Annotated in this window: 20 protein-coding genes and 3 pseudogenes; 9 read left to right on the top strand and 14 right to left on the bottom strand. The window is 74.9% G+C overall.

Going from position 1 to position 26,181, the window contains the following annotated elements; translation table 11 throughout:
* The first annotated feature begins 29 nt into the window (after positions 1-29).
* From ACQFYA_RS13545 to ACQFYA_RS13535, 3 genes are all read left to right on the top strand, one after another.
* Positions 30-1,277: an aspartate aminotransferase family protein gene (locus ACQFYA_RS13545; RefSeq protein WP_499125015.1), complete on the top strand. Its 1,248-nt coding sequence runs from the start codon at positions 30-32 to the stop codon at positions 1,275-1,277.
* 64 nt (positions 1,278-1,341) lie between these two features.
* Positions 1,342-2,589: an ectoine hydrolase gene (gene doeA / locus ACQFYA_RS13540; protein ID WP_499125012.1), complete on the top strand. Its 1,248-nt coding sequence runs from the start codon at positions 1,342-1,344 to the stop codon at positions 2,587-2,589.
* A gap of 55 nt (positions 2,590-2,644) precedes the next feature.
* Positions 2,645-4,027, top strand: a complete 1,383-nt coding sequence (locus tag ACQFYA_RS13535) for an aldehyde dehydrogenase family protein (RefSeq protein ID WP_499125008.1) — start codon at positions 2,645-2,647, stop codon at positions 4,025-4,027.
* A 40-nt stretch (positions 4,028-4,067) separates the two neighbouring features.
* Here the strand turns inward: ACQFYA_RS13535 and ACQFYA_RS13530 are convergent, their stop codons facing one another.
* The 3 genes from ACQFYA_RS13530 to ACQFYA_RS13520 form a co-directional block, all read right to left on the bottom strand.
* The gene (locus ACQFYA_RS13530; protein ID WP_499125005.1) at positions 4,068-5,768 is read right to left on the bottom strand and encodes a rhamnogalacturonan lyase; all 1,701 of its coding nucleotides are present in this window, start codon (positions 5,766-5,768) and stop codon (positions 4,068-4,070) included.
* Positions 5,769-6,050: 282 nt separating this feature from the next.
* Positions 6,051-6,380 carry a cupin domain-containing protein gene (locus ACQFYA_RS13525; RefSeq protein WP_499125002.1) on the bottom strand — a complete coding sequence of 110 codons (330 nt, stop codon included), beginning with the start codon at positions 6,378-6,380 and terminating at the stop codon, positions 6,051-6,053.
* 90 nt (positions 6,381-6,470) lie between these two features.
* On the bottom strand, positions 6,471-7,268 hold the full coding sequence (locus tag ACQFYA_RS13520; protein WP_499124999.1) for an HAD hydrolase family protein: 798 nt from the start codon (positions 7,266-7,268) through the stop codon (positions 6,471-6,473).
* A gap of 157 nt (positions 7,269-7,425) precedes the next feature.
* Here ACQFYA_RS13520 and ACQFYA_RS13515 point away from each other — a divergent pair, with 157 nt between their 5' ends.
* The gene (locus ACQFYA_RS13515; RefSeq protein WP_499124996.1) at positions 7,426-8,079 is read left to right on the top strand and encodes a maleylpyruvate isomerase family mycothiol-dependent enzyme; all 654 of its coding nucleotides are present in this window, start codon (positions 7,426-7,428) and stop codon (positions 8,077-8,079) included.
* 57 nt (positions 8,080-8,136) lie between these two features.
* On the opposite strand, the gene ACQFYA_RS13510 is transcribed toward ACQFYA_RS13515, so the two are convergent.
* Genes ACQFYA_RS13510 through ACQFYA_RS13500 form a run of 3 tightly spaced genes read right to left on the bottom strand, consistent with a single transcriptional unit; the run spans position 8,137 to position 11,537 of the window.
* On the bottom strand, positions 8,137-9,747 hold the full coding sequence (locus ACQFYA_RS13510) for a UxaA family hydrolase (RefSeq protein WP_499124993.1): 1,611 nt from the start codon (positions 9,745-9,747) through the stop codon (positions 8,137-8,139).
* Positions 9,744-10,769 carry a LacI family DNA-binding transcriptional regulator gene (locus tag ACQFYA_RS13505; protein ID WP_499124990.1) on the bottom strand — a complete coding sequence of 342 codons (1,026 nt, stop codon included), beginning with the start codon at positions 10,767-10,769 and terminating at the stop codon, positions 9,744-9,746. Before ACQFYA_RS13505 ends, ACQFYA_RS13510 begins: the two co-directional genes overlap by 4 nt.
* Positions 10,770-10,826: 57 nt before the next feature.
* Positions 10,827-11,537, bottom strand: a complete 711-nt coding sequence (locus ACQFYA_RS13500) for a rhamnogalacturonan acetylesterase (RefSeq protein ID WP_499124987.1) — start codon at positions 11,535-11,537, stop codon at positions 10,827-10,829.
* A 169-nt stretch (positions 11,538-11,706) separates the two neighbouring features.
* On the opposite strand from ACQFYA_RS13500, the gene ACQFYA_RS13495 reads away from it, so the two are divergent.
* The 3 genes from ACQFYA_RS13495 to pntB are packed head-to-tail and all read left to right on the top strand — an operon-like array spanning position 11,707 to position 15,135.
* A complete protein-coding gene (locus ACQFYA_RS13495) occupies positions 11,707-12,129 on the top strand; it encodes a pyridoxamine 5'-phosphate oxidase family protein (protein ID WP_499124984.1) in 423 nt (140 codons plus the stop codon).
* Between the two features lie 10 nt (positions 12,130-12,139).
* Positions 12,140-13,708 (top strand): Re/Si-specific NAD(P)(+) transhydrogenase subunit alpha, encoded by a 1,569-nt coding sequence (locus tag ACQFYA_RS13490; RefSeq protein ID WP_499124983.1) that lies wholly within the window; start codon positions 12,140-12,142, stop codon positions 13,706-13,708.
* Complete coding sequence (gene pntB, locus ACQFYA_RS13485; protein WP_499124981.1) at positions 13,705-15,135, top strand: Re/Si-specific NAD(P)(+) transhydrogenase subunit beta; 1,431 nt, start codon at positions 13,705-13,707, stop codon at positions 15,133-15,135. The genes ACQFYA_RS13490 and pntB overlap by 4 nt, the downstream gene beginning before the upstream one ends.
* Before the next feature lie 67 nt (positions 15,136-15,202).
* Here the strand turns inward: pntB and mqo are convergent.
* From mqo to ACQFYA_RS13455, 6 genes and pseudogenes are all read right to left on the bottom strand, one after another.
* Positions 15,203-16,768, bottom strand: a pseudogene (mqo, locus tag ACQFYA_RS13480) (malate dehydrogenase (quinone)); the annotation flags it as partial.
* Positions 16,769-16,874: 106 nt separating this feature from the next.
* Positions 16,875-17,567, bottom strand: a complete 693-nt coding sequence (locus tag ACQFYA_RS13475; protein ID WP_499124979.1) for a maleylpyruvate isomerase family mycothiol-dependent enzyme — start codon at positions 17,565-17,567, stop codon at positions 16,875-16,877.
* Entirely contained in the window at positions 17,564-18,277 is a 714-nt protein-coding gene (locus tag ACQFYA_RS13470) for a pyridoxine/pyridoxamine 5'-phosphate oxidase (RefSeq protein WP_499124978.1), read from the bottom strand. The genes ACQFYA_RS13475 and ACQFYA_RS13470 overlap by 4 nt, the downstream gene beginning before the upstream one ends.
* Positions 18,274-18,873 carry a TetR/AcrR family transcriptional regulator gene (locus ACQFYA_RS13465; RefSeq protein WP_499124975.1) on the bottom strand — a complete coding sequence of 200 codons (600 nt, stop codon included), beginning with the start codon at positions 18,871-18,873 and terminating at the stop codon, positions 18,274-18,276. Before ACQFYA_RS13465 ends, ACQFYA_RS13470 begins: the two co-directional genes overlap by 4 nt.
* A gap of 55 nt (positions 18,874-18,928) precedes the next feature.
* Positions 18,929-19,741, bottom strand: coding sequence for a sterol carrier protein domain-containing protein (locus ACQFYA_RS13460; protein ID WP_499124974.1), 813 nt, complete (start codon positions 19,739-19,741; stop codon positions 18,929-18,931).
* A gap of 67 nt (positions 19,742-19,808) precedes the next feature.
* Positions 19,809-20,132: pseudogene (locus ACQFYA_RS13455) on the bottom strand (GNAT family N-acetyltransferase); the annotation flags it as partial.
* Here ACQFYA_RS13455 and ACQFYA_RS13450 point away from each other — a divergent pair.
* A pseudogene (locus ACQFYA_RS13450) lies at positions 20,131-21,558 on the top strand (MFS transporter); the annotation flags it as partial. The pseudogenes ACQFYA_RS13455 and ACQFYA_RS13450 sit on opposite strands and share 2 nt — an antisense overlap.
* Before the next feature lie 48 nt (positions 21,559-21,606).
* On the opposite strand, the gene ACQFYA_RS13445 reads toward ACQFYA_RS13450, so the two are convergent.
* Positions 21,607-23,826 carry a GNAT family N-acetyltransferase gene (locus ACQFYA_RS13445; protein WP_499124971.1) on the bottom strand — a complete coding sequence of 740 codons (2,220 nt, stop codon included), beginning with the start codon at positions 23,824-23,826 and terminating at the stop codon, positions 21,607-21,609.
* Between the two features lie 140 nt (positions 23,827-23,966).
* Here ACQFYA_RS13445 and ACQFYA_RS13440 point away from each other — a divergent pair, with 140 nt between their 5' ends.
* Positions 23,967-24,977 carry an NAD-dependent epimerase/dehydratase family protein gene (locus tag ACQFYA_RS13440; protein ID WP_499124969.1) on the top strand — a complete coding sequence of 337 codons (1,011 nt, stop codon included), beginning with the start codon at positions 23,967-23,969 and terminating at the stop codon, positions 24,975-24,977.
* 38 nt (positions 24,978-25,015) lie between these two features.
* On the opposite strand, the gene ACQFYA_RS13435 is transcribed toward ACQFYA_RS13440, so the two are convergent.
* On the bottom strand, positions 25,016-26,026 hold the full coding sequence (locus ACQFYA_RS13435) for a S66 family peptidase (RefSeq protein WP_499124967.1): 1,011 nt from the start codon (positions 26,024-26,026) through the stop codon (positions 25,016-25,018).
* Between the last annotated feature and the right edge of the window lie 155 nt (positions 26,027-26,181).

The raw sequence follows: 26,181 nt of genomic DNA, 5'->3' as shown, positions 1-26,181 counted from the left end.
TCCGCCCGGCGAGCCACTAGGTGTGGGAGATGGAGGTCTTCGAGAAGTGGGAATCAGAGATCCGCGGCTACAGCCGCACGTACCCCACGGTCTTCGCCTCGGCGTCGAACGCGCGGCAGACGGACGAGGACGGTCGTAGTTACATCGACTTCTTCGCGGGCGCCGGGGTGCTGAACTTCGGGCACAACAACCCGCGCATGAAGCGGGCGATGATCGCCTTCCTCGAGGCCGACGGCGTCGCGCACAGCCTCGACATGGCGACCACCACCAAGCGCGACTTCATCGAGGCGTTCGTCGGCACCGTGCTCGAGCCGCGCGGCATGACGATGAAGCTGCAGTTCATGGGGCCCACGGGGACCAACGCCGTGGAGGCGGCCCTGAAGCTCGCCCGACGCGTCACCGGCCGCCGGGAGGTGGTGGCGTTCACGCACGGCTTCCACGGCATGACCCTGGGGTCGCTGGCGCTCACGGGCAACGACGCCTTCCGCCGGGCCGCGGGGGTGCCGCTGGAGAACGTGCACCGGCTGCCGTTCGAGACGGCCCCCGGGGGTGGCATCGCCTCCCTCGAGGCGTACCGGGACCAGCTCGCGGACGTGTCGAGCGGGCTGCTGCCGCCGGCGGCGTTCGTCGTCGAGACCATCCAGGCCGAGGGCGGCGTGAACGTCGCGAGCGCCGAGTGGCTGCACGCCGTGCAGGCGCTCGCGCGCGAGGTCGGCGCGCTGTTCGTCATCGACGAGATCCAGGTGGGCTGCGGGCGCACCGGCAGCTACTTCAGCTTCGACGGCATGGGGCTCGACCCAGACATCGTGTGCCTCGCCAAGGGCATCGGCGGCTACGGCACCCCGCTGGCCATGAACCTCAACAAGCCCGAGCTGGACGCGCAGTGGGCGCCCGGCGAACACACCGGGACGTTCCGCGGGCAGGGTCTGTCCTTCGTGGCGGGGCGCGAGGCGCTGACCTACTTCGAGGACGACGCGCTCATGACCGAGGTCCGGGCCAAGTCGGCGCGCATGGAGGACGCGCTGCACGAGCTGGCCGAGGTCGGGCGCGACCGCGGGTTCGCCGTGCGCGGCCGCGGCATGATCCAGGCCCTCGACGTGGTCGACGGCGCGCTGGCCAAGGCGGTCGCCACCCGCTGCTTCGAGACGGGCCTGCTCATCGGGCCCTGCGGCAGCGGCGGCCGCGTGCTCAAGCTCATCCCCCCGCTCACCATCCCCGACGACGACCTCGCGGAAGGCCTCGAGATCCTCGGCCGGGCGGTGCGGAGCGCCGTCTGAACCCACCACGACCTGCCGGGGACGTCGTCGTCACCGGCGCGACCCCCGGCACCAAGGAGGCGGTATGCGACAGCGCGACGACATGACGTTCCCGTTCGAGGAGTACGAGAGGCGGGTGGCGGACCTGCGGGGCCGGATGGCGGACCGGCTGCTCGACGCGGTGGTGATCACCGACCCCGAGAACCTCATGTACCTCACGGACTACCAGACGACCGGGTACTCGTTCTTCCAGGCGCTCGTGGTGCCCCTGGAGTCGGAGCCGTTCATGATCACGCGCGCCATGGAGGAGTCCAACGTGCAGGCGCGCACGTGGGTGGAGCTCACCCGCCCGTACCCGGACACCGGCGACGCGATCCAGAGCCTGGTGCACTCCCTGCGCGAGTTCGGCCTCGACACCCAGGTCGTGGGGTACGAGCGCAACAGCTACTACTTCCCGGCGTACCACCAGGACTACATCCACACGTCGTTCACCGAGGGCCGCCTGCTCGACTGCTTCGGCATCGTCGAGGAGGGCCGGATCACCAAGTCGCCGGCCGAGATCGCAATCATGCGGCGGGCCGCGCGGGCGACCGAGGTCGGCATGGCGGCGGGCATCGAGGCGTGCGCCGCCGGCGTGACCGAGAACGACATCGCGGCCGAGATCAGCGCCGCCATGTTCCGCTCCGGCGGGGAGTTCCCGGCGGTGATGCCGTACGTCACCTCGGGGCCCCGGACGATGATCGGGCACGCCACCTGGGAGGGGCGCACCGTGCTGCCGGGCGAGCACGTGTTCCTCGAGGTCGGCGGCTGCTTCCGCCGGTACCACACGGCGATGATGCGCACCGTCGTGCTCGACGACCTCTCGCGGAGCATGCGCGTGGCGCAGGAGCGGATGAAGCTCGCGCTCGCGGAGGTGAAGGCCGCCATCCGGCCCGGGATCACGGTGTCCGACGCCGACAACATCGTGCGCGGCATCATCTCCGACAACGGGGTCGGGGCCCGGCTCGTCACCCGCTCGGGGTACTCCATCGGCATCGCGTTCCCGCCCAGCTGGGACGAGGGCTACATCGTGAGCCTCAACCAGGGCGACCCGCGCGTGCTGCGCGAGGGGATGACGTTCCACATCATCCCGTGGATGTGGGGCGTCGACGGCGACAAGACCGTCGGGATCTCCGACACCGTGCGCGTCACGGAAGACGGGTGCGAGTCCTTCTTCACCCTGGACGAGGACTTCACCTGCAAGCCCGAGCACTCCGCCGCACGGGTGGACGGCGCGGCGTCGGCGGAACCGCCCGCCGCGGCGCCGCCACCCCTGCAGCCCGACGTCGCCTGAGGGCGACGGCAGGCCCAGCACCGTGAAGCCCCGCACCCTCGTGAAGGAGGAGCACATGCTGATCGCGACCGACCCGAGCACCGGCGAGGTGGTCCGTGAGGTCCCCGCCGCGACCCCCGCGGAGGTGGACGCCGCGCTCGCGGCGGCCGAGGCCGCGCGGGCCGCGTGGCGCGACCGGGGGATCGAGGGGCGGGCCGACGTGCTGCGCGCGGTCGCGGCCGACCTGCGGGCCCGCACGGACGAGCTGGCCCCGCTCATGACGCTGGAGATGGGTAAGCCGATCACCGAGGCGCACGGGGAGGTCGAGAAGGCGGCCTGGTGCGCCGAGCACTACGCGGAGCACGCGGCCGCCTACCTGGCGGACGAGGTGATCGCCTCCGACGCGACACGCAGCTACGTGCAGCACCTCCCGCTCGGCACCGTGCTCGGCGTGCTGCCGTGGAACGCCCCGTTCTGGCTCGCGCTGCGCTTCGCCGCGCCCGCGCTGATGGCGGGCAACACGGCGGTGCTCAAGCACGACCCGCACGTGCCGGGGTGCGCGCAGGCGATCGGCGAGGTGTTCGCGCGGGCGCTGGCGGACGCCGGCGCGCCCGCCGGCGTCTTCGTGAACCTGCCGCTGGAGACGGCGGACGTCGCCGACGTCATCCGCGACCGCCGCGTGCAGGCCGTGTCGTTCACCGGGTCCTCGCGCGGCGGCGCCGCCGTCGCGAGCGTGGCCGCGTCGGAGATCAAGCCGGCCGTGCTGGAGCTCGGCGGCTCGGACCCGTGCGTGGTGCTGGCCGACGCCGACCTGGACGCCGCGGCCGACACCATCGCCCTGTCGCGGATCATCAACGCCGGCCAGTCCTGCATCGCCGCCAAGCGGATCATCGTCGAGGCACCGGTCTACGACGCCCTCCTGGGCCGGCTCCGGGAGCGGCTCGCCGCGCTCAAGACGGGCGACCCTGCGGACCCGGCCACGCAGGTCGGCCCCATCGCGCGCGCCGACCTGCGCGACAACCTGCACCGGCAGGTCACGGAGACGGTCGCCGCCGGCGCCCGGCTGCTGCTCGGCGGCGAGCTCCCCGACGGGCCCGGGTACTTCTACCCGCCGACGCTGCTGGCGGACGTGACCACCGAGATGACCGCGGCCTGCGAGGAGACGTTCGGCCCGGTCATGGCGGTGCTCCGCGCCGAGGACGCCGACGCGGCGCTCGCGGCCGCCAACGCCACGGAGTACGGGCTCGCGGCGAGCGTCTGGACCACCGCCGAGCGCGGCGAGGCGATGGCCGCGGAGATCGCCGCGGGTCAGGTGTCGGTGAACGGCATCGTGAAGACCGACCCGCGGCTGCCCAGCGGCGGCGTGAAGCGCTCCGGGTACGGGCGCGAGCTGGGCCCGCACGGCATCCGGGAGTTCGTCAACGCGCAGCAGGTGTGGGTCGGCCCGCGCCAGGGCTGAGTCGGCGCTGACGCGGGCCGACCCCCTGGGGCGCCCGCCGTCAGTCCACCGTCGCGAAGCTCGGGTGCGGCGGCTGGTTGTACGCCGTGTTCTGCCACGCGACGGCCAGCCGGTACTGGCGGTCCTCCATGAGGGAGGGGTGCGCGATGTCGGTCGGGATGTCGGTGGAGTAGATCCGCAGCGCGCTGGAGTCGGTCGTGCGCCAGACCACCTCCTCGCGCCAGTCGCCGAGGATGTCGGCCTGCAGCGCGGGCGTGGCCTTGGTGCCGTTGTTCGAGGCCACGCCCGCGCCGGTGAGCAGCCGGGTGTCGCCGCTCGCGCCGTACTCGTCGATGTGCGTGTCGTCCAGCAGCTCGCGCTGGCCGTCGCCGTCCCACCAGATGACGACGTTGGTCGAGCCCGGCTTGCGGCCCACCTCGGAGCCGTCCGTGGCGCTGCGCAGCCCGCTCACGGCGGACGACCAGACCTCGGCGCCGGGGCTGTCCGCGGTGATGTCGGCCGCGACGCCGCGGCCGTTGTCCGTGCCGGCCGGGTCGGCGCTGGAGAGGATCTCGCCCGTGGCGGCGTCGGCCACCCAGTGCGCCGGGTCGGTGCCCGACTCCGACGGCTTGAAGACCTCGAGCCCGGGGTTCGAGGGCACCAGGTCGCTCGCGTGGTACGCGTCGCCGTGGTGGGTGCCGTTCTGCCAGAGGCCGGAGCCGTCGTCGTCGATCGCCATCGAGCCGTACAGGATCTCGTCGCGCCCGTCGTCGTCGACGTCCGCGACCGACAGCTGGTGGTTGCCCCGGCCGGTCCAGTCGGGCCCGTTGGTCGACGAGCCCGAGTCGAACGTCCAGCGCCGGGTGAGGGCGCCGTCGCGGAAGTCCCACGCGGCCACGGCGGACTTGGCGTAGTAGCCGCGGCCCATGACGATGCTCGGCCGGGACCCGTCCAGGTAGGCCGTGCCGGCGAGGAAGCGGTCCACCCGGTTGCCGTACGTGTCGCCCCAGTCGCCCACGTTCCCGCGCGCCGGCGCGAAGTCGACCGTGTCGAGCTCGGCGCCGTCGGTGCCGCGGAAGACGGTGAGGAACTCGGGGCCGCTGAGCACGTAGCCGCTGGAGTTCCGGTGGTCGGCGTCGGCGTCGCCGATCACCTGGCCCGTGCCGGACACGCTGCCGTCGCCGGTCTTCACCGCGACCTCCGCGGCGCCGTCCCCGTCGTAGTCGTACACCTGGAACTGCGTGTAGTGGGCGCCGGCGCGGATGTTCCGGCCCAGGTCGACGCGCCACAGCCGCTCGCCGTCGAGCTCGTAGGCGTCGAGGTAGACGTTTCCCGTGACCCCGGACTGCGAGTTGTCCTTCGCGTTGCTGGGGTCCCACTTGAGCACGATCTCGTCCGCGCCGTCGCCGTCGAGGTCGCCGATCGAGGCGTCGTTCGCGGAGTAGGTGTAGCCGTCGCCCGCGGGCGGCACGTCGAGGGGGACGTCGAGCGAGCTCGCGAGCGCGCCCGCGACGGGCTCGAGGGTCAGCGACTCCGGTGCGACGTCCTGCCCGGCGGCGAGGGTCGTGGCGCCGCCGGCAGGGACGACCGCGTAGCCGGCGTCGGGCGGGGCGCCCTCGTCGACGTACGTCGTGGCGCCCTCGACCGGGGCGTCGGTCACCCGCACGCCGTCGCGGTAGACGTGGAACGCCGCCGCGGCGCCGTCGGCGGCGAGGAGCCGCCAGCTCACGCGGTTCCCCCCGTCGGAGGGTGTGCTGATCACGGCCCGCCCGGTCGGCGCGGGCCGGGCATCGGCCGGGGCAGACGTGGTGGACGTGGGGGGAGTAGCGGTCGGCGGGGTGCCCTCGTCGCCCGCGGCGAGGACGGGGCAGGCGAGGGCGAGAGCGCAGAGCGCTCCTACCGAGGTGGTGACCGTGGTCGTGCGCAGTGCCGGCAGCATCGTTGCTCCGTTCCGGTTGAGACGATTCACACCGTTCCCGCCCGACCCTGCCAGAAACCGGTTGCCCGCGTCACCCCCAGGTCCCACGGAATGGGACGTCGAGGCTCAGGGCTTGGGGATGCTCGTCACCGTGGTGAGCAGGAAGACCGAGTCCTCGAGCGCGATGACGGCGTGCCGCTCGTGGGTCAGCACGCGGAGCTGCCCGGCGCCGACCTCCTCGTTCCCCTCGAGCGCGGTCACCCGCAGGCGCCCGTGCAGCACGAGGACGGACGCGGCCGGCGGCGAGTTGTGCTCGCCGAGCTCGACCCCCTCGACCAGGGCGAGCACCGTCTGGCGCAGCGGGCCGTCGTGCACGACCACCTCGGCGCTGCGGCCGTTCTCGGCCGCGCGGGCCTTCTCCAGGTGCGTGGTCGTGAGAGCGTCCAGGTCGGCCATCAGGGCTCCATCCGTCGGGTCGCGAGGCACGGCCCGCGTCGCTGCGGGCCGCCGTCCTCACCGTACCCAGCCGCCACGTACCGTGTGGCGTCAGGCGGCGTCGTCGTCCAGCATGCCCAGCCGGGCGAACGCCTGCGCCACGCCGCCGCCCGCGGGCCCGGGGACCACCAGGTCCGCCTCGGCCAGCACGGCCGGCGGCGCACCCTCGATCGCGACGGCGGTGCCCGCGTACTGGAGCATCTCGACGTCGTTGTACCCGTCGCCCACGCCCACGACCTGCGCCGGCGTGATGCCCAGGTGCTGCACGACGGCCGCCATGCCGACGGCCTTGTGCACCCCGGCCAGGTGGATCTCGCCCGCGTTGTCGCCGGTGTCGGCGTACGACGACGGCAGGATGCCGACCTCCGGCCCGAGCTCGGCCCGCAGCGCCGCGATCGGCACGCGGGAGTCGAAGTAGCTGATCTTCGCGTAGCGCACGCCGGCCAGGTCGCCCGGCATCCGCAGCACGTCGAGGATCTCGTGCGGCGCGGCGTCGCCGCGCCGCTCGAGGCGCGCGTCGAGCCCGACCGGCCCGTACACGGCGTCCGGCGTCTCCAGCAGGTAGGCGACGTCGTGGGCGTCGAGGACGTGCCGCACGCGGTCGGCCAGGTCGTCGGGGAAGCGCAGGTCGGACAGCACCTCGCCGTCGAGCCGCACGAACGCCCCCGCCGTGGCGACGACGCCGTCGAAGCCCGCGGCGAGCAGCGCCGGCGGCAGCATCGACTCCGGCCGCCCGGTGCACAGCAGCACCTTGTGGCCCGCGCTCCGGGCGGCCTTGACGGCCGCCGCGTGCGCCTCCGGCACGGTGCCGTGGTCGGCGTACGTGCCGTCCACGTCCAGGAACGCCACCCGCGCCCCGTCATTCATCGAACCCGACACGTGGGCAGACCTCCAGCTCGGCGGTGTCGTCGTGGGCACCGTCGAGCCTAACCGGGCCCGGACGCCGCTCCGACCTCTCCGACCGTTCCGACCGCTCGGGCGCCGGTGCCCGTGCTTCACTGTCGGCGTGACGCAGACACCGGCGGGCCGCGAGCAGCTCTGGGCGATGGTCCACGCGGAGCGCGCGGCGCTGGCGGACGACCTGGCCGCGCTCGACGACGACGCCTGGCGGACACCGTCGCTCTGCGCGGGGTGGGACGTCGAGGACGTCGTCGCGCACCTGACCGCGGGGGCGAGCACCGGCCGGTGGGCCTGGCTGCGCAGCATCGCGGGCGCCCGGTTCGACGCGGACCTGCACAACGCGCGGCGGCTGGCGGAGCACCGGGGCGCCGGGCCGGAGGGCACCCTGGCCCGGTTCCGCGCCGTGGCCGGGAGCCGGGTGGCCCCCACCGGTGACACCGCGGCCTGGCTGGGCGAGGTCGTGGTCCACGGCCAGGACGTGCGGACGCCGCTCGGGATCGCGACGACCCCGCCGGTGCCGGCCGTGACCGAGGTGGCGCGGTTCTTCGCGGCCCGCGACTTCACGGTGCGGAGCCGCAGCGCCGTGGCCGGGCTGCGCCTGGAGGCCACCGACGGCCCGTTCGTCCACGGCTCGGGGCCGTCGGTCCGCGGCTCGACCCTGGACCTGACGATGGCGATGGCGGGCCGGGCCGCGTTCTGCGACGAGCTGTGGGGCGACGGCGTCGTCGTCCTGCGGGAGCGGATGCCCGTCGCGCGGTGACCGGTCACGGGTAGAGGGCGATGCACGGTTCCGTCGAAGGAGACAGCACGTGAACGCTCAGGTGACGGCGCCGAGCTGCCACGGGACGAACTCGTCGGCCCCGAGGTCGAGCTCCTCGGACACGGTCTGCTCGCCGGAGGCGACGGCGAGGATCTTCTCGAACAGCTCGGCGCCCACCTCCTCGACGGACAGCCCGGTCTCCACGATCCGCCCGGCGTCGAGGTCCATGTCCTCGCGCATGCGGCGGTAGGTGTCGGAGTTCGTCGCGACCTTGATCGACGGCGCGGGCTTGCACCCGAGCACCGAGCCGCGCCCGGTCGTGAAGACGACGACGTTGGCGCCGCCGGCCACGATCCCGGTCACCGACACCGGGTCGTAGCCGGGGGTGTCCATGAAGGTCATGCCGCGCTCGGTGACCGGCTCGGCGTACTCGTGCACGGCGACGAGGTCCGCGGTGCCCGCCTTGGCGACCGCGCCGAGCGACTTCTCGAGGATCGTCGTGAGGCCGCCGGCCTTGTTGCCGGGCGAGGGGTTGTTGTCGAGGGTGCCGCCGCCGGCGGCCGCGTAGCCCTGCCACCAGTCGAGGCGGTCGAGCAGGCGCCGGCCCACCTCCTCGGAGACGGCGCGGCGCAGCAGCAGGTGCTCGGCGCCGAACACCTCGGGCGTCTCGGCGAGGATCGACGTGCCGCCCTGCGCGACGAGCAGGTCGGACGCGTGCCCGAGCGCCGGGTTCGCGGTGATCCCGGAGAACCCGTCGGACCCGCCGCAGTTGAGCCCCAGCACGAGCTCGGAGGCCGGCGCCTCCTCGCGGCGCAGCGCGTCGATCTCCGGCAGCATCTCGGTGATCGCGGCGGCACCCGCGCGCACGGTGGCGCGGATGCCCCCGGTGTCCTGGATCGTCAGTGTGCGCACCGGCAGGTCGTCGCGCAGCTCCAGCCCGTCGAGGACGGAGGCCGCGGGCAGCATCTCGCAGCCCAGGCCGACCACGAGCAGGCCCGCCATGTTGACGTGGCTCGCGTAGCCGCGCAGCGTGCGCAGCGTCACCTGGGCGCCCTCCGACGTGGGCACCAGCCCGCAGCCGGTGTCGTGCGTGAGGGCGACGACCCCGTCCACGTGCGGGTACGCGTCGAGCACCGGGCCGCGGAACTGGTCCGCGATCATCCGCGCCGTCGACGCCGAGCAGTTCACCGACGTGAGGATGCCGACGTAGTTGCGAGTGCCCCAACGGCCGTCCGAGCGGCGGTAGCCGGCGAACGTGCGCCGGGCGGCCGGCGCGGGGAGCGTCGTGCGGGCCGTGCCGAACTCGTACTCGCGGGCGCCGTCGTCCATGCCCAGGTTGTGCGTGTGCACGTGGTCGCCCGGGACGACGTCGCGCTTCGCGCGCCCGATGGACTGCCCGTACTTGCGCACCTCGGTGCCCGCCGCGACCGGCCGGACGGCGAGCTTGTGCCCGCGCGGGAGGGTGGAGCGGGTGGTCGCCTCGGCGCCGCCGGGCAGCCGCACGGTGGTGCCGGCGGGCAGCTGGCGCGTCGTCACGGCCACGTCGTCGGCGGGCCGCAGCAGCAGCGCCACGTCGGCGAGGTCGACGACCCCGGGCAGCGGCTCGGCGTCGGGCGACGCGGGGCTCGCGGCGAGCGGCAGCAGCGGGTGGTGCGGGGCGGTGCTCATCGGATCACGACCTCGGGATCTGCGGTGCGGGGACCAGGACTGGTGTGGGCGGGTGGTGCGGGGGCGGTGGACGCGCGGACGACGAGCTCGACGGGGAGCCGGCGCTGGTCGGGGCCCGTGGCGGACCCGCCGCCGAGCAGGTCGACCGCCTCCCGGCCCGCGCGGGCGAGCGGGACGGCCACCGTGGTGAGCGCCGGCGTCACGAGCGACGCGGCGGCGACGTCGTCGAACCCGACCACGGAGACGTCGCCGGGGGTGGCGGCGCCGCGCGCGTGCAGGCGGGCGAGGACGCCGAGCGCGACGAGGTCGTTGAAGCACAGGACGGCCGAGGCGCCCGCGGCGAGCGCGAGGTCCGCGGCCTGCACGCCGCCGCCGTGGGTGGGACGGAAGCTGCCCAGGTCGACCACGGCGCCTCCGGCGACGGCGTCCAGCGCGTCGCGGCGCTGGGCGTCGGACCATGAGGTCGCGGGACCGCCCGCGTACGCGATCGACCGGTGGCCCAGCGCGCGCAGGTGCGCCACCGCCTGCCGCACGCCCTCCGCGATGTCGAAGGACACGGACGGCGCGCCGGGAGCCTCGCGGTTGACGAGCGCCACCCGGCCGCCCGCGACCTGGTCGGCGAGGAGGTCGCCGAGCGCGTCGGCGGGCATCCGCGGCGAGCAGAGCACCAGGCCGTCCACGCGGTCGCCGAGCCGGGTGACGACCTCCCGCTCGACGGCGACGTCCTCGTCCGTGTCGGCGACCAGCACCTCGCGCCCGGTCTCGCGTGCCCGTGCCTGCACACCCTTCGCGACGGCGGCGAAGAACGGGTTCGCCAGGTCGGGCACCACGAGGCCGACGGCGCCCGTGGTGCCGGTGGTCAGGGCACGGGCCGCGGGGTGCGGGCGGTAGCCGAGCGCCTCCGCGGCGCGCGCCACCTGGTCGCGGTTGGCCGCGGAGACGTGCGGCGCGTCGCTGAGCGCGCGCGAGGCGGTGGCGAGCGAGACGCCCGCCGCGCGCGCGACGTCGCGGAGCGTGACCACAGCGCCTCCCGGGGATCGTCGTCTGGAACCGGTTCCAAGGTGTTCCAGGGTACCCGGTCAGGCCGGGTCGTCGTCCAGCCAGCGGAACCAGTCGTCGGGCACCTCGTCGTCGAGGCGGCGCACCTCGGCCGCGTCGAGCACGCCTGCGCCGACGAGCCCCGCCGCGACCAGCCGCGCCACCGCGCCTGCGCCGGGAGGGTTGAAGTGCGTGTCGTCCCGGCGCCCGTCCTCGGCGTGGAAGAAGTAGTGCAGCGTGCGCTCGGGCCCGAGGTCCTGCCACAGCGCGAGCGACTCCCGCTGGACGTCCACGAGCGGGACGCCCTCGCGCGCTGCGAGCTCGCGCATCGCGTCGGGGTAATCGCCGTGGGCGGGCAGGGCGCGGCCGGCGTCGTCGAACCGGCGGCGCTCGACCGACGTCACCAGGACCGGCCGCGCGCCCGCGGCGCGGGCGACGTCGAGGTACCGGCCCAGGTGCTCGGTGTAGCTGGACCACGGCTCGGTGTACCGCTCCGGGTCATCGAACTTCGCGTCGTTGTGCCCGAACTGCACGAGCAGCACGTCGCCGGGCCGCAGCTCGCGCGCCACGGCGTCGAGGCGGCCCTGCGTGACGAAGCTGCGGGTGCTGCGCCCGTTGCGGGCGTGGTTGGCGACGGCGACCGTGTCGTCGAGGTAGTACGGCAGCGCCATCCCCCAGCCGGTCTCGGGCGCGGCGGCGCGGCTCTTGGGTCCCGCGGTGGAGTCGCCGGCGAGGTGGACGGTGCGGGGCATGCGGGCCTCCAGAGAGTCGTGGCAAGCGCTTGCCGGTCACCCTAGCGGGAGCGGGGGCCGGCCCGACCGCGTGCGTCCGTGCACGTCCAGGGCGTAGCGTCGGCGCCGAGCCATCGACAGTGCCCGACGCCAGTGCCCGACGACAGCGCCCGTCCCGGAGGAGTCAGCGATGCCCCGTCCGCCGTTCCCGGCCCCCGTGCTCGACCTGCTGCGCCGCCCCCAGCCCGCCGTGATCGGCGTCGTTCGCCCGGACGGCTCCCCGGTGACCGCGGCCACCTGGTACCTCCTCGAGGAGGACGACGCCGGGGGCGGGCGCGTCCTCGTGAACCTCGACGCCACGCGCAAGCGCGTGGAGCACATGAGGGCGAACCCGCACGTGAGCCTCACCGTGCTGGGCGAGAACTGGTACACGCACGTCACGCTGCTCGGCCGCGTCGTCGCGTGGCGCGACGACGTCGACCTCGCGGACACCGACCGGATCTCGCGGCACTACGGCGGGGAGCCGTACCGGGTGCGGGACCGCGCCCGGATCACCGCGGTGGTCGAGGTCGACCGCTGGACGGCCTGGGGCGCCCTGCACGACGCCCGCTGAGGAGGCTGCCATGCGACTCGGCGTCCCCCGGACGGCCGGCGCGGACCCGCGACTCGTCGCCGTCACCCCCGACGCGGTGCGGCGCCTCGCCGACCTGGGCCACGACGTCGTCGTGGAGCCCGGCGTCGGGGACGGCGCCCGCCTGCCCGCGCACGACTACGTCGCGGCGGGCGCGCGCGTCGCCGACCGCGCGGACGTGTGGGGGGCGGACGTGGTGGTCACGCTGCGACCGCCCGGGACGGCGGAGCTCGACCTGCTGCGCCCCGGCGCCACGCTCGTCGCCCAGCTCGCGCCGGCGGCGAGCCCCGAGCTGCTGGCGGCCCTCGCCGCGCGCGGCGTGACGGCGCTCGCCCTCGACGCCGTGCCGCGCATCTCCCGCGCCCAGGCCCTCGACGTGCTCTCCGCCCTGTCCAACGTGGCAGGGTACCGCGCGGTGGTCGAGGCCGCCGAGGAGTTCGGCGGCATGTTCGCCGGGCAGGTGACGGCCGCGGGCAGCACACCGCCCGCGCGCGTCTTCGTCATCGGCGCGGGCGTGGCCGGCCTCGCCGCGATCGGCACGGCGGTGAGCCTGGGCGCCGACGTGCACGCCTTCGACGTGCGGCCCGAGGCGGCCGAGCAGATCGAGTCGCTGGGCGCGCGCGTCGTGCGGGCCGACGACGCCGTCCAGCAGGTCAGCGCCGACGGGTACGCGAGCGCGCAGAGCGCGGACCAGGAGGCCGCCGCGCTGCGCGCGTACGCGGAGCAGTCCGCCCAGGCGGACGTCGTCGTGACGACCGCGCTCGTGCGCGGCGGCGCGCCGACCACGATCACCCGCGCGATGGTCGACGCGATGCGGCCGGGGTCGGTGGTCGTGGACCTCGCGGCGCCCGGGGGCGGCAACTGCGAGCTCACGGTGCCGGGGGAGCGGGTGGTGTCCGACCGGGGCGTCGTCGTGCTGGGGTACACCGACCTGGCCGCGCGCCTGCCGCAGCACAGCTCGCGGCTGCTGGGCACCGTCGTGGTCAACCTGCTGACGCTGCTCACGCCGGAGCGCGACGGGCGGCTCGTGCTCGACCTGGACGACCCCGTGGTGCGCGGCATGACCGTGACCCACGGGTCCGAGGTGACCTGGCCCCCGCCGCCGGTGGCGGTGTCCGCCGCGCCGCCGCCCGCCCCGGAGGCACCGCCGGCCCTCGCCGTCGACCACGAGGCGCAGCGGCGACGCCGGTCGATGCGCCGCACCGTGCTCGGCGCGCTCGGCGCCGTCGCCGCCGGCCTGCTGATCGCCGCCTCCCCGCCGGACGCCGTCGGGCACCTCACGGTGTTCGCGCTCGCGGTGGTGGTGGGCTTCTACGTCATCTCGAACGTCACGCACGCGCTGCACACCCCGCTGATGGCCCAGACCAACGCCATCAGCGGCATCATCATGGTCGGCGCGCTGCTGCAGGTCGGGGACCCGTCGCCGGTGGTCACGACGCTCGCCGTCGTCGCCGCGGCGCTGGCGAGCGTCAACGTCTTCGGTGGCTTCCTCGTCACCCGCCGGATGCTCGGCATGTTCACGCGCGACGCCCCGACGGGGCCGGACGGGGGTGCGTCGTGACGGTGTCGTCGGTCGCCCAGGCCGTCTACGTGATCGCCGGCCTGCTGTTCATCCTGTCCCTCGCGGGGCTGTCCGCGCAGGAGTCCGCGCGCCGCGGCACCGTGCTCGGCATGCTCGGCATGGGGCTGGCGATCGTCGCCACGATCGCGCTGGCCCTCGACCGGTCGCAGCGACCCTGGCCGGTGACCGCAGGCCTGATCCTGCTGGTGCTCGTGGTGGGCGCGGCGGTCGGCTCCTGGCGGGCCCGGCGCGTCGAGATGACGCAGATGCCGGAGCTCATCGCGCTGCTGCACTCGTTCGTCGGGCTCTCGGCGGTGCTCGTCGGGTACGGCTCGTTCCTCGCGGAGCCCGCGGGCGCCGCGGCGGCGGGCGGGGACACCGTGCACCGCGTCGAGGTGTTCCTCGGGGTGCTCATCGGCGCCGTGACCTTCACCGGCTCCGTCGTGGCGTTCGGCAAGCTGTCCGGGCGGCTGGCGTCGGCGCCGCTGACGCTGCCCGCCCGCAACCTGCTCAACCTCGTCGCCCTGCTGGCGTGCGCCGCACTGCTGGCCTGGTTCCTGGCCGCCGACCCGGGGGTGGGCGCCGGCCTCGGCCCGCTGCTGCTCATGACGCTGGTGGCGTTCGCGCTCGGCTGGCACCTCGTCGCGGCGATCGGCGGCGGGGACATGCCGGTCGTGGTGTCGATGCTCAACTCGTACTCGGGCTGGGCCGCGGCGGCGGCCGGGTTCACGCTCGGCAACGACCTGCTCATCGTCACGGGTGCGCTCGTCGGCGCCTCCGGCGCGATCCTCAGCTACCTCATGTGCCGGGCCATGAACCGGTCGTTCTGGTCGGTGGTGCTCGGCGGCTTCGGCACGGGCGCCGGCACCGGCGCGGGGCCCGACGGCGGCGCCGCGGTCGCCGGCGAGGTGCGCGAGACGTCGCCCGACGAGGTCGCGGCGCTGCTCACGGCGGCGCGGTCGGTCGTCGTCGTGCCGGGGTACGGCATGGCGGTGGCGAAGGCACAGCACCCGGTGGCGGAGCTCGCGGAGCGGCTGCGGGCGCGCGGCGTGACGGTGCGGTTCGGCGTGCACCCCGTGGCGGGGCGGCTGCCGGGCCACATGAACGTGCTGCTCGCCGAGGCGCGCGTGCCCTACGACGTGGTGCTGAGCATGGAGGAGGTCAACCCCGACCTGCCGGGCACCGACGTCGTGCTCGTCATCGGGGCGAACGACACGGTGAACCCGGCCGCGCTGGACGACCCGTCCTCGCCGATCGCGGGGATGCCGGTGATCGAGGCGTGGCGGGCGCGCGACGTCGTGGTCTTCAAGCGCTCGCTCGCCACCGGCTATGCGGGGGTGCAGAACCCGCTGTTCTTCCGCGAGAACACCCGGATGCTCTTCGGCGACGCCAAGGAGCAGGTGGACAAGATCGTCCAGGCTCTCTGACGCCGCCGAGAGGGGGCCGGCCAGGGATCAGGCCCCAGGATCAGGCACCGGGACGAGACCCCAGGGATCAGATCCGCGAGTCGGCCTGCGCGTCGTAGACCGCGGCGTCCAGGACGCCGTCGGAGTGCAGGTACGGCGTCTCCGGGATGGCGGTGCCGGCGGCGTCGATCGTGCTGGCGTCGGCGGGCACGCCGTCGAGGCTCGGCATGACCGAGGCGAGCTCGGGGCGCCACTTGGTGAACCGGAACGGGAAGCACTGCTCGAGCAGGTCGACCATCGCGGAGGCCGCGGTGGAGGCGCCCGGCGAGGCCCCGAGCAGGCCCGCGATCGAGCCCTCGGCGCCGGTGACGATCTCGGTGCCGAACTGGAGCACGCCCTTGCCGTCCTTGTCCCGCTTGATCACCTGGACGCGCTGGCCGGCGGTGATCTTCTCCCAGTCCTTGGGGTGCGCGGTCGGCATGAACTGCTGCAGCGCCTGGAACTTGGTCTCCGGCGCGGCCATCAGCTGGCCGACGAGGTACTGCGTCAGGTCGAGGTTCTTGAGACCCGCGCCGAGCATCGACGTGACGTTGTTCGCCCGCAGGGAGGTGATCAGGCCCAGGTACTTGCCCTTCTTGAGGTACTTGGGGCTGAAGCCGGCGTACGGGCCGAACATGAGGTAGGTCTTGCCGTCGACCACGCGGGTGTCGAGATGCGGCACGGACATCGGCGGGGCGCCGACGTCGGCCTTGCCGTAGACCTTGGCCTGGTGCTGCGCGACGAGCTCCGGGTCGTCGGTGCGCAGGAACTCGCCCGAGATGGGGAAGCCGCCGAAGCCCTTGATCTCCGGGATGCCGGCGGACTGCAGCAGGGGGAGGGCGCCGCCGCCCGCGCCCACGAAGACGAACTTGGCGGTGACGGTGCTGTTGCGGTTCCGGGCGTTCCAGGAGCGGTCCTTGACGCGCAGGCGCCACCGGCCGTCCTTGGTGCGCTTGAGGCCCTTCACCTCGTGCTGGAGCTTGAGCTCCGCGCCGTTCGCGACCAGGCCGCCGATGAGCTGGCGCGTCAGGTTGCCGAAGTCGACGTCGGTGCCCGAGGTCGCGCGGGTGGCGGCGATCGGCTCGTCGGCGTCGCGCTCCGTGGTCAGCAGCGGCGCCCAGCTGCCGACGGTGGCGCGGTCGGTGCTGTACTCCAGGTCGCGGAACAGCGGGTGCACCCGCAGCGTCTCGTACCGGCGGCGGAGGTAGTCCACGTTCTTCTCGCCGCGCACGAACGTCATGTGCGGGGTGCGGCTGAGGAACGAGTCGTCCTTGATGCGGCCCGTCGCGAGCAGGTGCTGCCAGAGCTCGCGCGAGATCTCGAACTGCTCGTTGATCGCCACCGCCTTGGTGATGTCGATCGAGCCGTCCTTGAGCTCCGGCGTGTAGTTCAGCTCGCAGAGCGCGGCGTGCCCGGTACCGGCGTTGTTCCAGGGGTTCGAAGACTCCTGGGCCACGTCGTCCAGGCGCTCGTAGATACGGATCGACCACGACGGCTCGAGCTGCTGGAGCAGCGTTCCGAGGGTCGCGCTCATGATCCCGCCGCCGATGAGGACGACGTCGACGTCGGCCCCTGTGGGGGCCCCAGCAGTCGTAGCACTCGAAGTCACCGGGCCACCATACGCCGCGCGTGAAAACTGTCACAAAGAATGAGAGCAACCTCACACGGGGCTCTGACCTGCAGTGACGTGGGTCACACCGGCGCTCCGCCGGTCGCGCAGGTCAGCGCGCCGGCGTGGTCGAGGAGGGCCACGGCCCGAGGTCCGGAAGGGGCGCCGGGACGCCGTCGAGAGTCGCCGAGACGGGGCCCGACGGCAATCGCCCGGCGAGCCACGCCGCGACGTCGCGCGGGTCGCCGTCGAGCTCGAGCCGTGCCCCGCCGTCCGGCAGGCGTACCGCGAGGAATTCGCCGAGGTGCGAGCAGAAGGCGTCGTCCCAGGCGTCGTACCCGACGCCGCCGTCGAGCCCGGCGGTCGCGTCCACGGCGTGGATGCGGGCCTCGCGCCACCAGGCCAGCAGCGCGTCCGCGAGGACCCCGTCGCGGTAGGCGACCGGCGCGGACCAGAGTGCGTCCCCCGGCTCCGGCCAGGCCGCGGCGAGCCGCGCGCGGGAGGCCTCCAGCGCCGCGACGTGCTCCGCGACGGTGCGGCCCGCGCCCGCCTCGATCGCGGCGTCCCGGCCGGCCCGTCCGCCGTCGTACGGGGCGACCTTCTCGCCGCGGGCGGCGAACTCCGCCTGGCGCGCGAGCGCGGCGCCGACGTTCGCGACGTGCGACAGCACGTGCCCCCGGGTCCAGCCCTCGAGGGGCGACGCGTCGGCGCCGGCGCCCGCGGGCAGCGTCCGCACCACGTCGATCAGGTCGGCGAGTGCCGCGTCGGCGTCCGCCAGCGCGTGCTCGATCTCGGTGCTCGTCACGGCCACAACAGCTCCTTGGTCCAGACGGGATCGTTCCCGGCGGGGTCGTTCTCGGTGGTGGGGGTGTCGGTGCGGTAGCGCAGGCGGGCCTGCCCCTTGTCGTCGCTCGCCTGCCAGAACTCCACCTCGGCCGGGGCGAGGACCCAGGAGGACCAGGCGGGCGCGACGGCGTCCGGGTGCTCGCGCGTCTCGTCGAGCCGCTCGGCGAAGGCGGCCCAGTACTCCGCGCGCGACCCGAGGAGCTCGCTCTGGTGCCCGACCAGCCCGGCCGCCCGGGAACCCTCGGGCCGGGCGCGGAAGTCGGCGGCGCCGGCCTCGGACCCGGCCGCGACCACCCGGCCGGCCACGCGCACCTGCCGCCCGAGCTCCCGCCAGAAGACCGTGAGGGCCGCGTGCGGGTTCGCGGCGAGGTCGCGGCCCTTGGGGCTCGTCGCGTGACCTGCGAACCACCACCCGTCCCTCGTGACGTCCTTGATCACGAGGGTGCGGGCGTGCACGCGGCCCTCGGCGTCGGCGGTCGAGAGGGTCGCGGCGTGGGGCGCGCCGATCCCGGCGCCGAGAGCGTCGTCGAACCAGCTCGTGAAGAGCTCCTGCGGCGTGGCGGGTGCGGTCGCGAGGTCGTCGAGGTCGACGCCGAACGGCGGCAGCCCGGGCGGGAAGGTGGGCAGGGCGCGCAGGCTCTCGCGGAAGGTCGGTCCGGGGGACGTCATCGGGCTCCTTCGGTGGGGGACTCGGTGGGGGTGGGGCTGGTCAGGAGGGCGACGAAGCCGCGCACGGCGGCCCGCATCGCCTCGGGGTCGCCGGTGGCGCGGGCGAGCACGTAGCCGCCCTGCACGATCGCGACGGCGGCGTGCGCGCGGTCCCGCGCGGCGTCGTCGGGCAGCCCGGCCTCGCGCAAGGTCGCGGCCACCGCCTCGAGCAGCCGGACGAAGTAGGCCGTGACGACGTCCCGGAGGCCGTCGTCGTCCATGACGGCCTGGTCGCTGGTGAGGCGCCCGACCTTGCAGCCGGCGAGGGCGTCGCGGGGGCGCTCGAGGTAGGCCACGACCCGGTCGACGGGGTCCGCGTCGCCCTCGAGGTCGCGCCGGGCCGACGCGAGCGCGTCGTCCACGGTGGCGCCGACGGCGGCGACCGCGAGGTCGTGCTTGGTGGGGAAGTGGTGGTAGAGGCTGCCCTGTCCCACCCCGCTGGCGTGCAGCACCTGGCGCGGGCTGGTGGCGCCCCACACCCTGCGCGGCGAACATCTCCTGCGCGGCGGCGACGAGCCGGGTGCGGGCGTCGGTCGGCGTGTCCATGACGGCACCATACCTACCTCTAGGTATGGGCGCCAGTCGCGTCCGCACGCGACGAGGCGGGAGAGGTCAGAAATAGTCGCGCACGTGCACCTGCCGGCTGCCCCACAGGGCGTCCCACACGGCGTCGTGCTCGGCGGGCCCGGTCAGCCCGCCGCCGAGGCGGACGTTCGCCGTCGACTGCGCGCCGGCCCAGGACTGCGCCAGCCCGGCCGACGTGAACGTGGGGCGGTCGTCGGGCGTCGCGGCGCCGTCGGGCACCACGCGGACCGTCCCGTCGGCGGCCTCGAGGGTCCACGCGCCCTCGAGGTCCGGCGTGCGCGGGTCGGCCACCGCGAACGGCACGCGCGCGACCACCGGGGGCACGCGCACGGCGCCGAGCGCCCCGGGCACGTCGAGCAGGCGCAGCATGTACGGCCGCGGCACGGAGGTGGCCGCGTGGTCCGGCAGCACCAGGCGCGACACGTCGACGCCGGACCAGCCGCCCGAGGTGCAGACCTGGACCCATCCGGCGACCGACGTGAACGACCCGAGCACCCGCCACAGGGCGCGGGCCGCGTCGGGGGTGAGCGCGACGAGGTCGTCGACGTCGATCGTGTTGGTGCAGTCGTACCCGGGACCGCGGGACCAACTCGCGAACCCGAGCACCTCCTCGTCGGCCCCCGTGCCGCGCACGGCGAGGCTGACGCCGGTGTAGTCGGCCTCGGGGCCGACCGTCCCGTCGGCGTCCATTGCGAAGGGCGCCTCGGCGCGCGTCAGCGGGCCGTTCTGCGCCGACGCCCAGGCCTCGTACACGCGTCGGACGGCGGGGACGTCCGCGGCCGTCGCGCGCCGGGCCCGCACCCCGTCGCCGGGCGGCCGCACGGCGGCGAGGGCCGACATCGGGACCCGGACGTCCTCGAAGGCCCCGACGATCTCGTAGCCCAGCCCGCGGTAGATCCGCGGACGACGGGTACAGGGTCGAGACGACGTCGCCCAGGGCGCGCGCCTCCGCGAGGACCGTGTCGACCAGCGGCCGCAGGAGGCCGGTGCCGCGCCGCTCCGCGGCGACCGAGACCCCGGCGAGGCCGGCGGTCGGCAGGCGGGCGCCGTGGAACCACGACGTGAACGCCCGGACCCCGAGCGCCGCAACCACCTCGCCGTCGTCCGTCGCGACCCACGGCCGGGTGTTCGCGGACGGCCACGCGTCGGGCTCGGGGTCCGGGGACGGTCGGGACGACACCCCGAACGCCTCGGCGCCGAGGCGGCGCGCGGCGGGGACGTCGGCGAACATGCTGCGTCGGATGTCCAGGCTCACGTCGGCGACGCTAGCGCGCCCTGCCCGGCGCGTCACCGGCTTTGCGCCGTACCGTGAACCGGTGAGCACGTCATCCGTGCCGGACGCGACGCAGGCCAGGCTCCGCAGCCGGGTCCTGGTGGTCGCGATCCTCGCCTCGTTCGTGTCGTTCCTCGACGGCACCGTCGTCAACGTCGCGCTGCCCGCGATCGGCGACGAGCTCGGCGGCGCCGGGGACGCGCGCCTCGGGCTGCAGCAGTGGGTGGTGGACGGCTACCTGGTGACGCTCGGGTCGCTCATCCTGCTGGCAGGCTCGCTGTCGGACCTGTACGGGCGGCGGCGGGTCCTCGTCGCGGGGCTGGCCGGGTTCGCCGTGGCGTCGGTGCTGTGCGCCGTCGCGCCGACCGGGCCCGTGCTCGTCGCCGCGAGGCTGCTCCAGGGGGTCGCCGGGGCGCTGCTCGTGCCGAGCTCGCTGGCGCTGATCATCTCGAACTTCGACGGCGAGGCGCAGGGGCGCGCGATCGGGCGCTGGACGGCGTGGACCGGCACGGCGATGATCGTCGGGCCGTTCGTCGGCGGCGGGCTGGTCGACCTGCTGTCGTGGCGGTGGGTGTTCTGGATCAACCTGCCGGTCGTCGTCGTCACGCTCGTGCTGCTGCGCGGTGCCGGAGGTGCCGCGGACTCCCGGGCGCCGGCTCGACGTGCCGGGGCGCTGCTCGCCGCGACGGGGCTCGCGGCCGGCGTGTACGGGCTGATCGAGCGGACGTGGCTCGCCGCGGCGATCGGTGCCGCGCTGCTGGTCGCCTTCGTGGTCTACGAGCGGCGGGCGCGCGACCCGATGATGCCGCCCCGGCTGTTCGCCGCCCGGAACTTCGCGTGGGGCAACGTCGCGACGTTCGCCGTCTACGGCGCCCTGTCGCTGGGTGGCTTCGTGCTGGGGCTGTTCCTGCAGCAGGTGGCGGGCTACTCGGCCACGGCCGCCGGGGTGGCGCAGCTGCCCTCGACCCTCGCGATGCTCGCGCTGTCCACGCGGTTCGGCACGCTCGCCGCCCGGTACGGGGCGCGGTGGTTCATGACCGTCGGGCCGCTCGTCGCGGGGGCGGGCTACCTGCTGCTCCTCGCGATGGACGCCGAGGCGCACTACGTCTCGCAGGTGCTCCCGGGGCTGCTCGTGTTCGGGCTCGGGCTGTCGATCACCGTGGCACCCCTGACCGCCGCCATCCTGGGAGCCGCGCCGCCCGCCGACGCCGGGATCGCCTCGGCCGTGAACAACGCCGTCTCGCGCGTGGCCGGGCTGCTGACGGTCGCGTTCGCCGGCGTCATCCTGGGCGGGGTGCTCGACGTCGCGTCGTTCCACCGCGCGCTGCTGGTCACCGCCGGGCTGCTCGTGCTGGGCGGGCTCGTGAGCATGGTCGGCATCCGGGACGTGCGGCGCCCCCGGCCGGCGGGCCCGGGGCCGCGGGGCCCGAAATCACAGGGGCAGCTTGAACCCCTCGTGCGACTGCGCGTAGCCGAGCGACCGGTAGAACCGGTGCGCGTCCGGGCGCTGCTTGTCGGAGGTGAGCTGGGCGAGGACGCAGCCGCGCTCGCGGCCGCGCTCGTGCGCGTGCTCCATGAGCGCGCGGCCCAGGCCCTGCCCGCGCAGGCCGGCGTCCACGCGCACCGCCTCGACGAGCAGGCGCGTGGCGCCGTTGCGGGAGATGCCGGGAACGAACGTCAGCTGCATGACGCCCACCACCTCGCCCTCGATCTCCGCGACGACCAGCTCGTCGTTCGGGCTGGCCTCGATCGCGTCGAACCCGGCCTCGTGCGCGGGGCCGTAGGTGCCGGTGCGCGCGGCCGCGACCGCGTCGTCGGCGATGAGCTCGACGACCCGGGGCAGGTCGTCGCGGGTGGCGGGTCGGAAGCGGACGCGAGCGGCGGGGGAGGCGGGCACGAACCGGAAACTATCAGCGCCGTGGTCGCCTCCGGGCCCCGCGTCGGGTGGCGTCGGGTGCTCAGCACGGAGGATCGTCGAACGGGTCGCGGCCGGGGAGGCCGGGCCCTTCGGCGGTGAGCGCGTGGCCGTGGGGCAGGGTGCGGTGGCGGGTGGTCTCGACGGGTTCGGGTGCGGTGGTGTGCGGCCGGTGGGGGAGGTCCATTCGAGGGTGCCGCCCCAGCCGGTGGCGGTGTCCCGGTCGGCCTGTCTGACGTGTCCGATCTGTGTGACCTGCCAGCGGGTCTGGTGTTTGAGCAGGTGGTGGTGTCGGCACAGGGCGGCGAGGTTGTCGGTGCTGGTGGTGCCGCCGGATGCCCAGGGGGTGGTGTGGTCGAGGTCGGCGGTCCGGGCGGGGTGGGTGCAGCCGGGGAAGCGGCAGGTGGTGTCGCGGGTGGTGACGAGGGCTTTGAGGTCGGCGGGCACGGTGTAGGTGGTGCGTCCCACGGACAGGACGGTGCCGGTCTCGGGGTGGGTGAGGATGCGTCGCAGGGACGGGGCGAGGGCGGTCAGCGTGCGGGCCGTGGTCGGGTCGACGGGCACGTGCCCGTCCATGGTGGCCGGGGCGTCCGTGATGCCGAGCAGGGTCAGGACCGGGACGGTCACGGTGACCTGGGGGCGGATCGAGCGGGCCAGGGTCGCCAGGGCGGACTGTTCGTGCAGCAGGCGCTGCGCTGGATCCGGCGCGGCATCCGGGGCAACGCTCGTCGTCGGGTCCGGTGTGGTGGTGTCGTTCGGGGTGGTGTGGTCGAGGGTGCCGTCGTCCAGGAGCAGCGCGGCAAGGGTGTCGGCGCGGGCCTGGGGCAGGGTGCGTCGGTCTTGCGGGGAGGTGAGGTGTCGGGCGGTGCGGGTGAGGCGGTCGTAGGCGGCGTGCGCGAGGGGTGCGGGCAGGTGGGCGGTGAGCCAGGCCATGCCGTCGCGGCCCTCGTCGAGCCAGACGGCCCGGTGCGTGGCGGCCTCGGTGTGGCGGACGTCGGCGGGGGTGGGGTGGGCGTCCTCGCGGGCGCGGCGTGCCCGGGCGCCGACCTGGGCCGGGGTGCAGGTGATGGTCGTGCCGTCGGGGGGCGGCATGACGGTGGTCAGGACGGCCGTCTCGACGCGGGCGGCTTCGTGCGGGGTGAGGTCGGCCAGGTGCCGGGACAGGGCGGTGGCGTGCGCCCAGGACAGTCGTCCCTGGTGCAGGGCGGTCAGGGTGGCGGGTGCCCTGGTGGTGAGGGTGGTGGCGTGCTCGGCCAGAGTCTCGGTGGCGTGCTCGCCGAGGTGCAGGACGGTCGCGAGCTCGGCGGTCACGGCCCGGCGGGCGAGGTCCAGGCGGCGGGCACCGGGTGCGGACCGGGCGACGGGGTCGGTGTCGTCGACCAGGTCGGTCTCGAGCGCCTCGGCCAGCCGCACGGCGTGCGCGACCAGCTCCGCGCGGCGGGCGTGCAGTGCGGCGACGCGGGCCTCGACCTCGGCGATCTCGTCCAGGGTGGCGTCCAGGTCCGCCAGGCTCGGTGCCGTGACGGCTGGGCGCGTGCCGGCCGTGTCCGGGCCGTCGTCTGTCCGCGCCTGCTGCCGGGCCTCGGCATCCAACAGCTCGCGGATCGACGGCGCCCACGTACGTGGCAGCCCGGCCAGGAGCGCCGCTTCCCGGCCCACGTCCACGGCGACGCCGCGCGCCGGCCGGGCGGCCGGAGCGACCGGGCCGGGCGCGAGGTCGGGGAGCGTCGTCGTCATGCCCCGAGCCTAGCGGCGTTCGAACATCTGTTCTAGGCCTTCGGGTAGATCTGTGGACGACGATCGCAACTCCCTGCCCGGCCTTCTGCCGACCGCAGAACGAGCGGCGCCCGGTCCCCCGTCCGCGCCAGGGTGGGGTCATGAAGCTCCTGGTGCTGGGTGGGTCCGTGTTCCTGTCGAGGGCGGTCGCGGCGGACGCCGTCGCGCGCGGGCACGAGGTGGTCACCGTCAGCCGCGGCCGGTCCGGGGAGGTGCCCGACGGCGTGCGGCACGTGGTCGCCGACCGGGGCGAGCCCTTCCCCGCCGTGCTCGCGGACGAGGGGTTCGACGCCGTCGTCGACGTGTCGCGCACGCCGTCGCACGTGCGCCGGGCGGTGGCGGCCCTGCCCGCCGCGCACTGGGTCTTCGTCTCGACGGTCAACGTGTACGCCGACGACTCCGACCCGGCCGGCCCGGGGGAGGGCAGGCTGCGCGACCCGGAGCCCGAGGACGTCGACCCGTCCGCGAGCGCGGAGGCGTACGGCGCGATGAAGGTCGCGTGCGAGGAGATCGTGCGCGCCGGGGCCGTGAGTGCGGCGGTGGTGCGCCCCGGCCTGATCGTGGGCCCCGGCGACCCGAGCGGGCGCTTCGCCTACTGGCCGGCGCGGATGCGGCGGGTGCTCGACGACGGGGCGGCCGACGTGCTCGCGCCCGGCGACCCGGCGGACCCGGTGCAGGTGATCGACGTGCGCGACCTCGCGGCGTGGGTGGTCGACCTCGCGGCGGCCCGCACGGAGGGCGTCTTCGACTCCGTCGGCCCGGTGACGACGACCGGCACGCTCCTCGCGGACGTGGCCCGCGGCTGCGGAGCCGACCCCCGCTGGGCCTGGGCGGACAGCGACCGGCTCGAGGCCGCCGACGTCCGCCCGTGGTCCGGCGAGCGGTCGCTGCCGCTGTGGCTGCCCCGCCCCGAGTACGACGGGATGCCGGCGCACGACGCCCGCCCGGCTCTGGCCGCCGGGCTGTCGCCCCGGCCGGTCGCGGACACCGCGCGCGACACCCTCGACTGGCTGCGGGCGACGCCCGACGCCGCCGTCACGGGTCTGACGGCGGACGAGGAGGCCCAGGTCCTGGACCAGGTCAGGGAGCACGTCGAGACCCGGACGCCCTGACGGGCGCCCGTGCCGCGCCGCCCGTGCCGCGCCGCCCGTCATGCGAGGTGCTGGCGGATCTCCCGCACGTCCCCGTCGACGGTGAGCGTCGCCAGCGCTCCGTTGACCAGCGGGAGGTGCGGCGGGACGTGCCCGATCTCCATGTCGAAGACGATCGGCAGCCCGAGCCGGCCCAGCGCGTCGAGGACGGCGTCCCGCTGGGTCATCTGGGGGTGGTCCGGCGCGCGCGTCCGGCCGACGAGGATCGCCCTGGCGTCGTCGAACCAGCCCGCGAGCCGAAGGCCGTGGAGGTTGCGACAGATCGCGGCCGCGTCGTCGCCGCCCGCCTCGAGGTAGACGATCAACCCGTCCTCGGCGTGCGCGCGGCCGAACGCGGCGACGTCGCCGTACGGCGTGCCGGCGAGGCTGGACAGCATCTCGACGCAACCGCCCACGAGGCGTCCGGTGACGTGGAGCGCGTCCGCCCCGCGCAGGTACCACCGCCCCGGGCCGGCGACCTTCCACCGCGTGGCGCGGGCGTCCTCGGTGAACGGCCAGTAGTCGGCGACCAGGCCCGAGTCCCGCTGTTCGTGCGGGCCCGTTCCCGCGACGACGTCGAGCCAGCTCAGCAACCCGTCGGGTGCCTCGTACGGGGTGTCGGCGAGGTTGTCCCCGTGCACGGTCGCCCAGCCCAACCGGGTCGTCACCGGCACGAGGAGCGTCGAGATGTCGGAGTAGCCGACCAGCCAGGTCGGCGCGGCGGCGGCCAGGGCGTCCCAGTCCAGCAGGTCGACGAGGTCGATTGCGGTGTCCCCGCCCCACGGGGGGACGACGCACCTGATCGTCGGGTCGCACAGCATCGCCGTGAGCTCGGCCGCGCGGTCGGCCGCCGACCCGGCGGTGATGCCCGTGCCGTCCATGGCCTGACCGACGACGACGTCGAACCCTGCGGCGCGGAGCCAGTCGACGCAGAACCGGATGCGGTCCGCCGCCGGCCCGCTCACCCCGGACGAGGGAGAGGTCACGCCGATGCGATCGCCGCGCCGGAGCGGGGCCGGGAACTGGAGCATGCCGAGCATCCTGCCAACGCGTGCCCGAGGAGCAGAGGGATTTCGGATGGTCGGTCCCGGGCCCGCGTGTGACGCGTCAGACCCCGCGACGGCGTCCGGGCGCCGTCGGGGCGGCGTTACCGTCGAAGGGTCAGCGCCCCCGCCCTCACCAGGGC

Source organism: Promicromonospora sp. Marseille-Q5078, from assembly GCF_050315395.1.
GTDB lineage: Bacteria > Actinomycetota > Actinomycetes > Actinomycetales > Cellulomonadaceae > Isoptericola.
The sequence above is the reverse complement of the archived record's forward strand: the minus strand, read 5'-3'. Positions and strand labels throughout refer to the sequence as shown.

What these genes read in the sequence shown, in the direction of transcription:
- ACQFYA_RS13545 (WP_499125015.1), top strand. Translation starts at nt 30, where the DNA reads ATGGAGGTCTTCGAGAAGTGGGAATCAGAGATCCGCGGCTACAGCCGC.
- doeA (WP_499125012.1), top strand. Translation starts at nt 1,342, where the DNA reads ATGCGACAGCGCGACGACATGACGTTCCCGTTCGAGGAGTACGAGAGG.
- ACQFYA_RS13535 (WP_499125008.1), top strand. Translation starts at nt 2,645, where the DNA reads ATGCTGATCGCGACCGACCCGAGCACCGGCGAGGTGGTCCGTGAGGTC.
- ACQFYA_RS13525 (WP_499125002.1), bottom strand. Translation starts at nt 6,380, where the DNA reads ATGGCCGACCTGGACGCTCTCACGACCACGCACCTGGAGAAGGCCCGC.
- ACQFYA_RS13510 (WP_499124993.1), bottom strand. Translation starts at nt 9,747, where the DNA reads ATGAGCACCGCCCCGCACCACCCGCTGCTGCCGCTCGCCGCGAGCCCC.
- ACQFYA_RS13500 (WP_499124987.1), bottom strand. Translation starts at nt 11,537, where the DNA reads ATGCCCCGCACCGTCCACCTCGCCGGCGACTCCACCGCGGGACCCAAG.
- ACQFYA_RS13495 (WP_499124984.1), top strand. Translation starts at nt 11,707, where the DNA reads ATGCCCCGTCCGCCGTTCCCGGCCCCCGTGCTCGACCTGCTGCGCCGC.
- ACQFYA_RS13490 (WP_499124983.1), top strand. Translation starts at nt 12,140, where the DNA reads ATGCGACTCGGCGTCCCCCGGACGGCCGGCGCGGACCCGCGACTCGTC.
- ACQFYA_RS13470 (WP_499124978.1), bottom strand. Translation starts at nt 18,277, where the DNA reads ATGACGTCCCCCGGACCGACCTTCCGCGAGAGCCTGCGCGCCCTGCCC.
- ACQFYA_RS13465 (WP_499124975.1), bottom strand. Translation starts at nt 18,873, where the DNA reads ATGGTGCCGTCATGGACACGCCGACCGACGCCCGCACCCGGCTCGTCG.
- ACQFYA_RS13460 (WP_499124974.1), bottom strand. Translation starts at nt 19,741, where the DNA reads ATGTCGGCCCTCGCCGCCGTGCGGCCGCCCGGCGACGGGGTGCGGGCC.
- ACQFYA_RS13445 (WP_499124971.1), bottom strand. Translation starts at nt 23,826, where the DNA reads ATGACGACGACGCTCCCCGACCTCGCGCCCGGCCCGGTCGCTCCGGCC.
- ACQFYA_RS13440 (WP_499124969.1), top strand. Translation starts at nt 23,967, where the DNA reads ATGAAGCTCCTGGTGCTGGGTGGGTCCGTGTTCCTGTCGAGGGCGGTC.
- ACQFYA_RS13435 (WP_499124967.1), bottom strand. Translation starts at nt 26,026, where the DNA reads ATGCTCCAGTTCCCGGCCCCGCTCCGGCGCGGCGATCGCATCGGCGTG.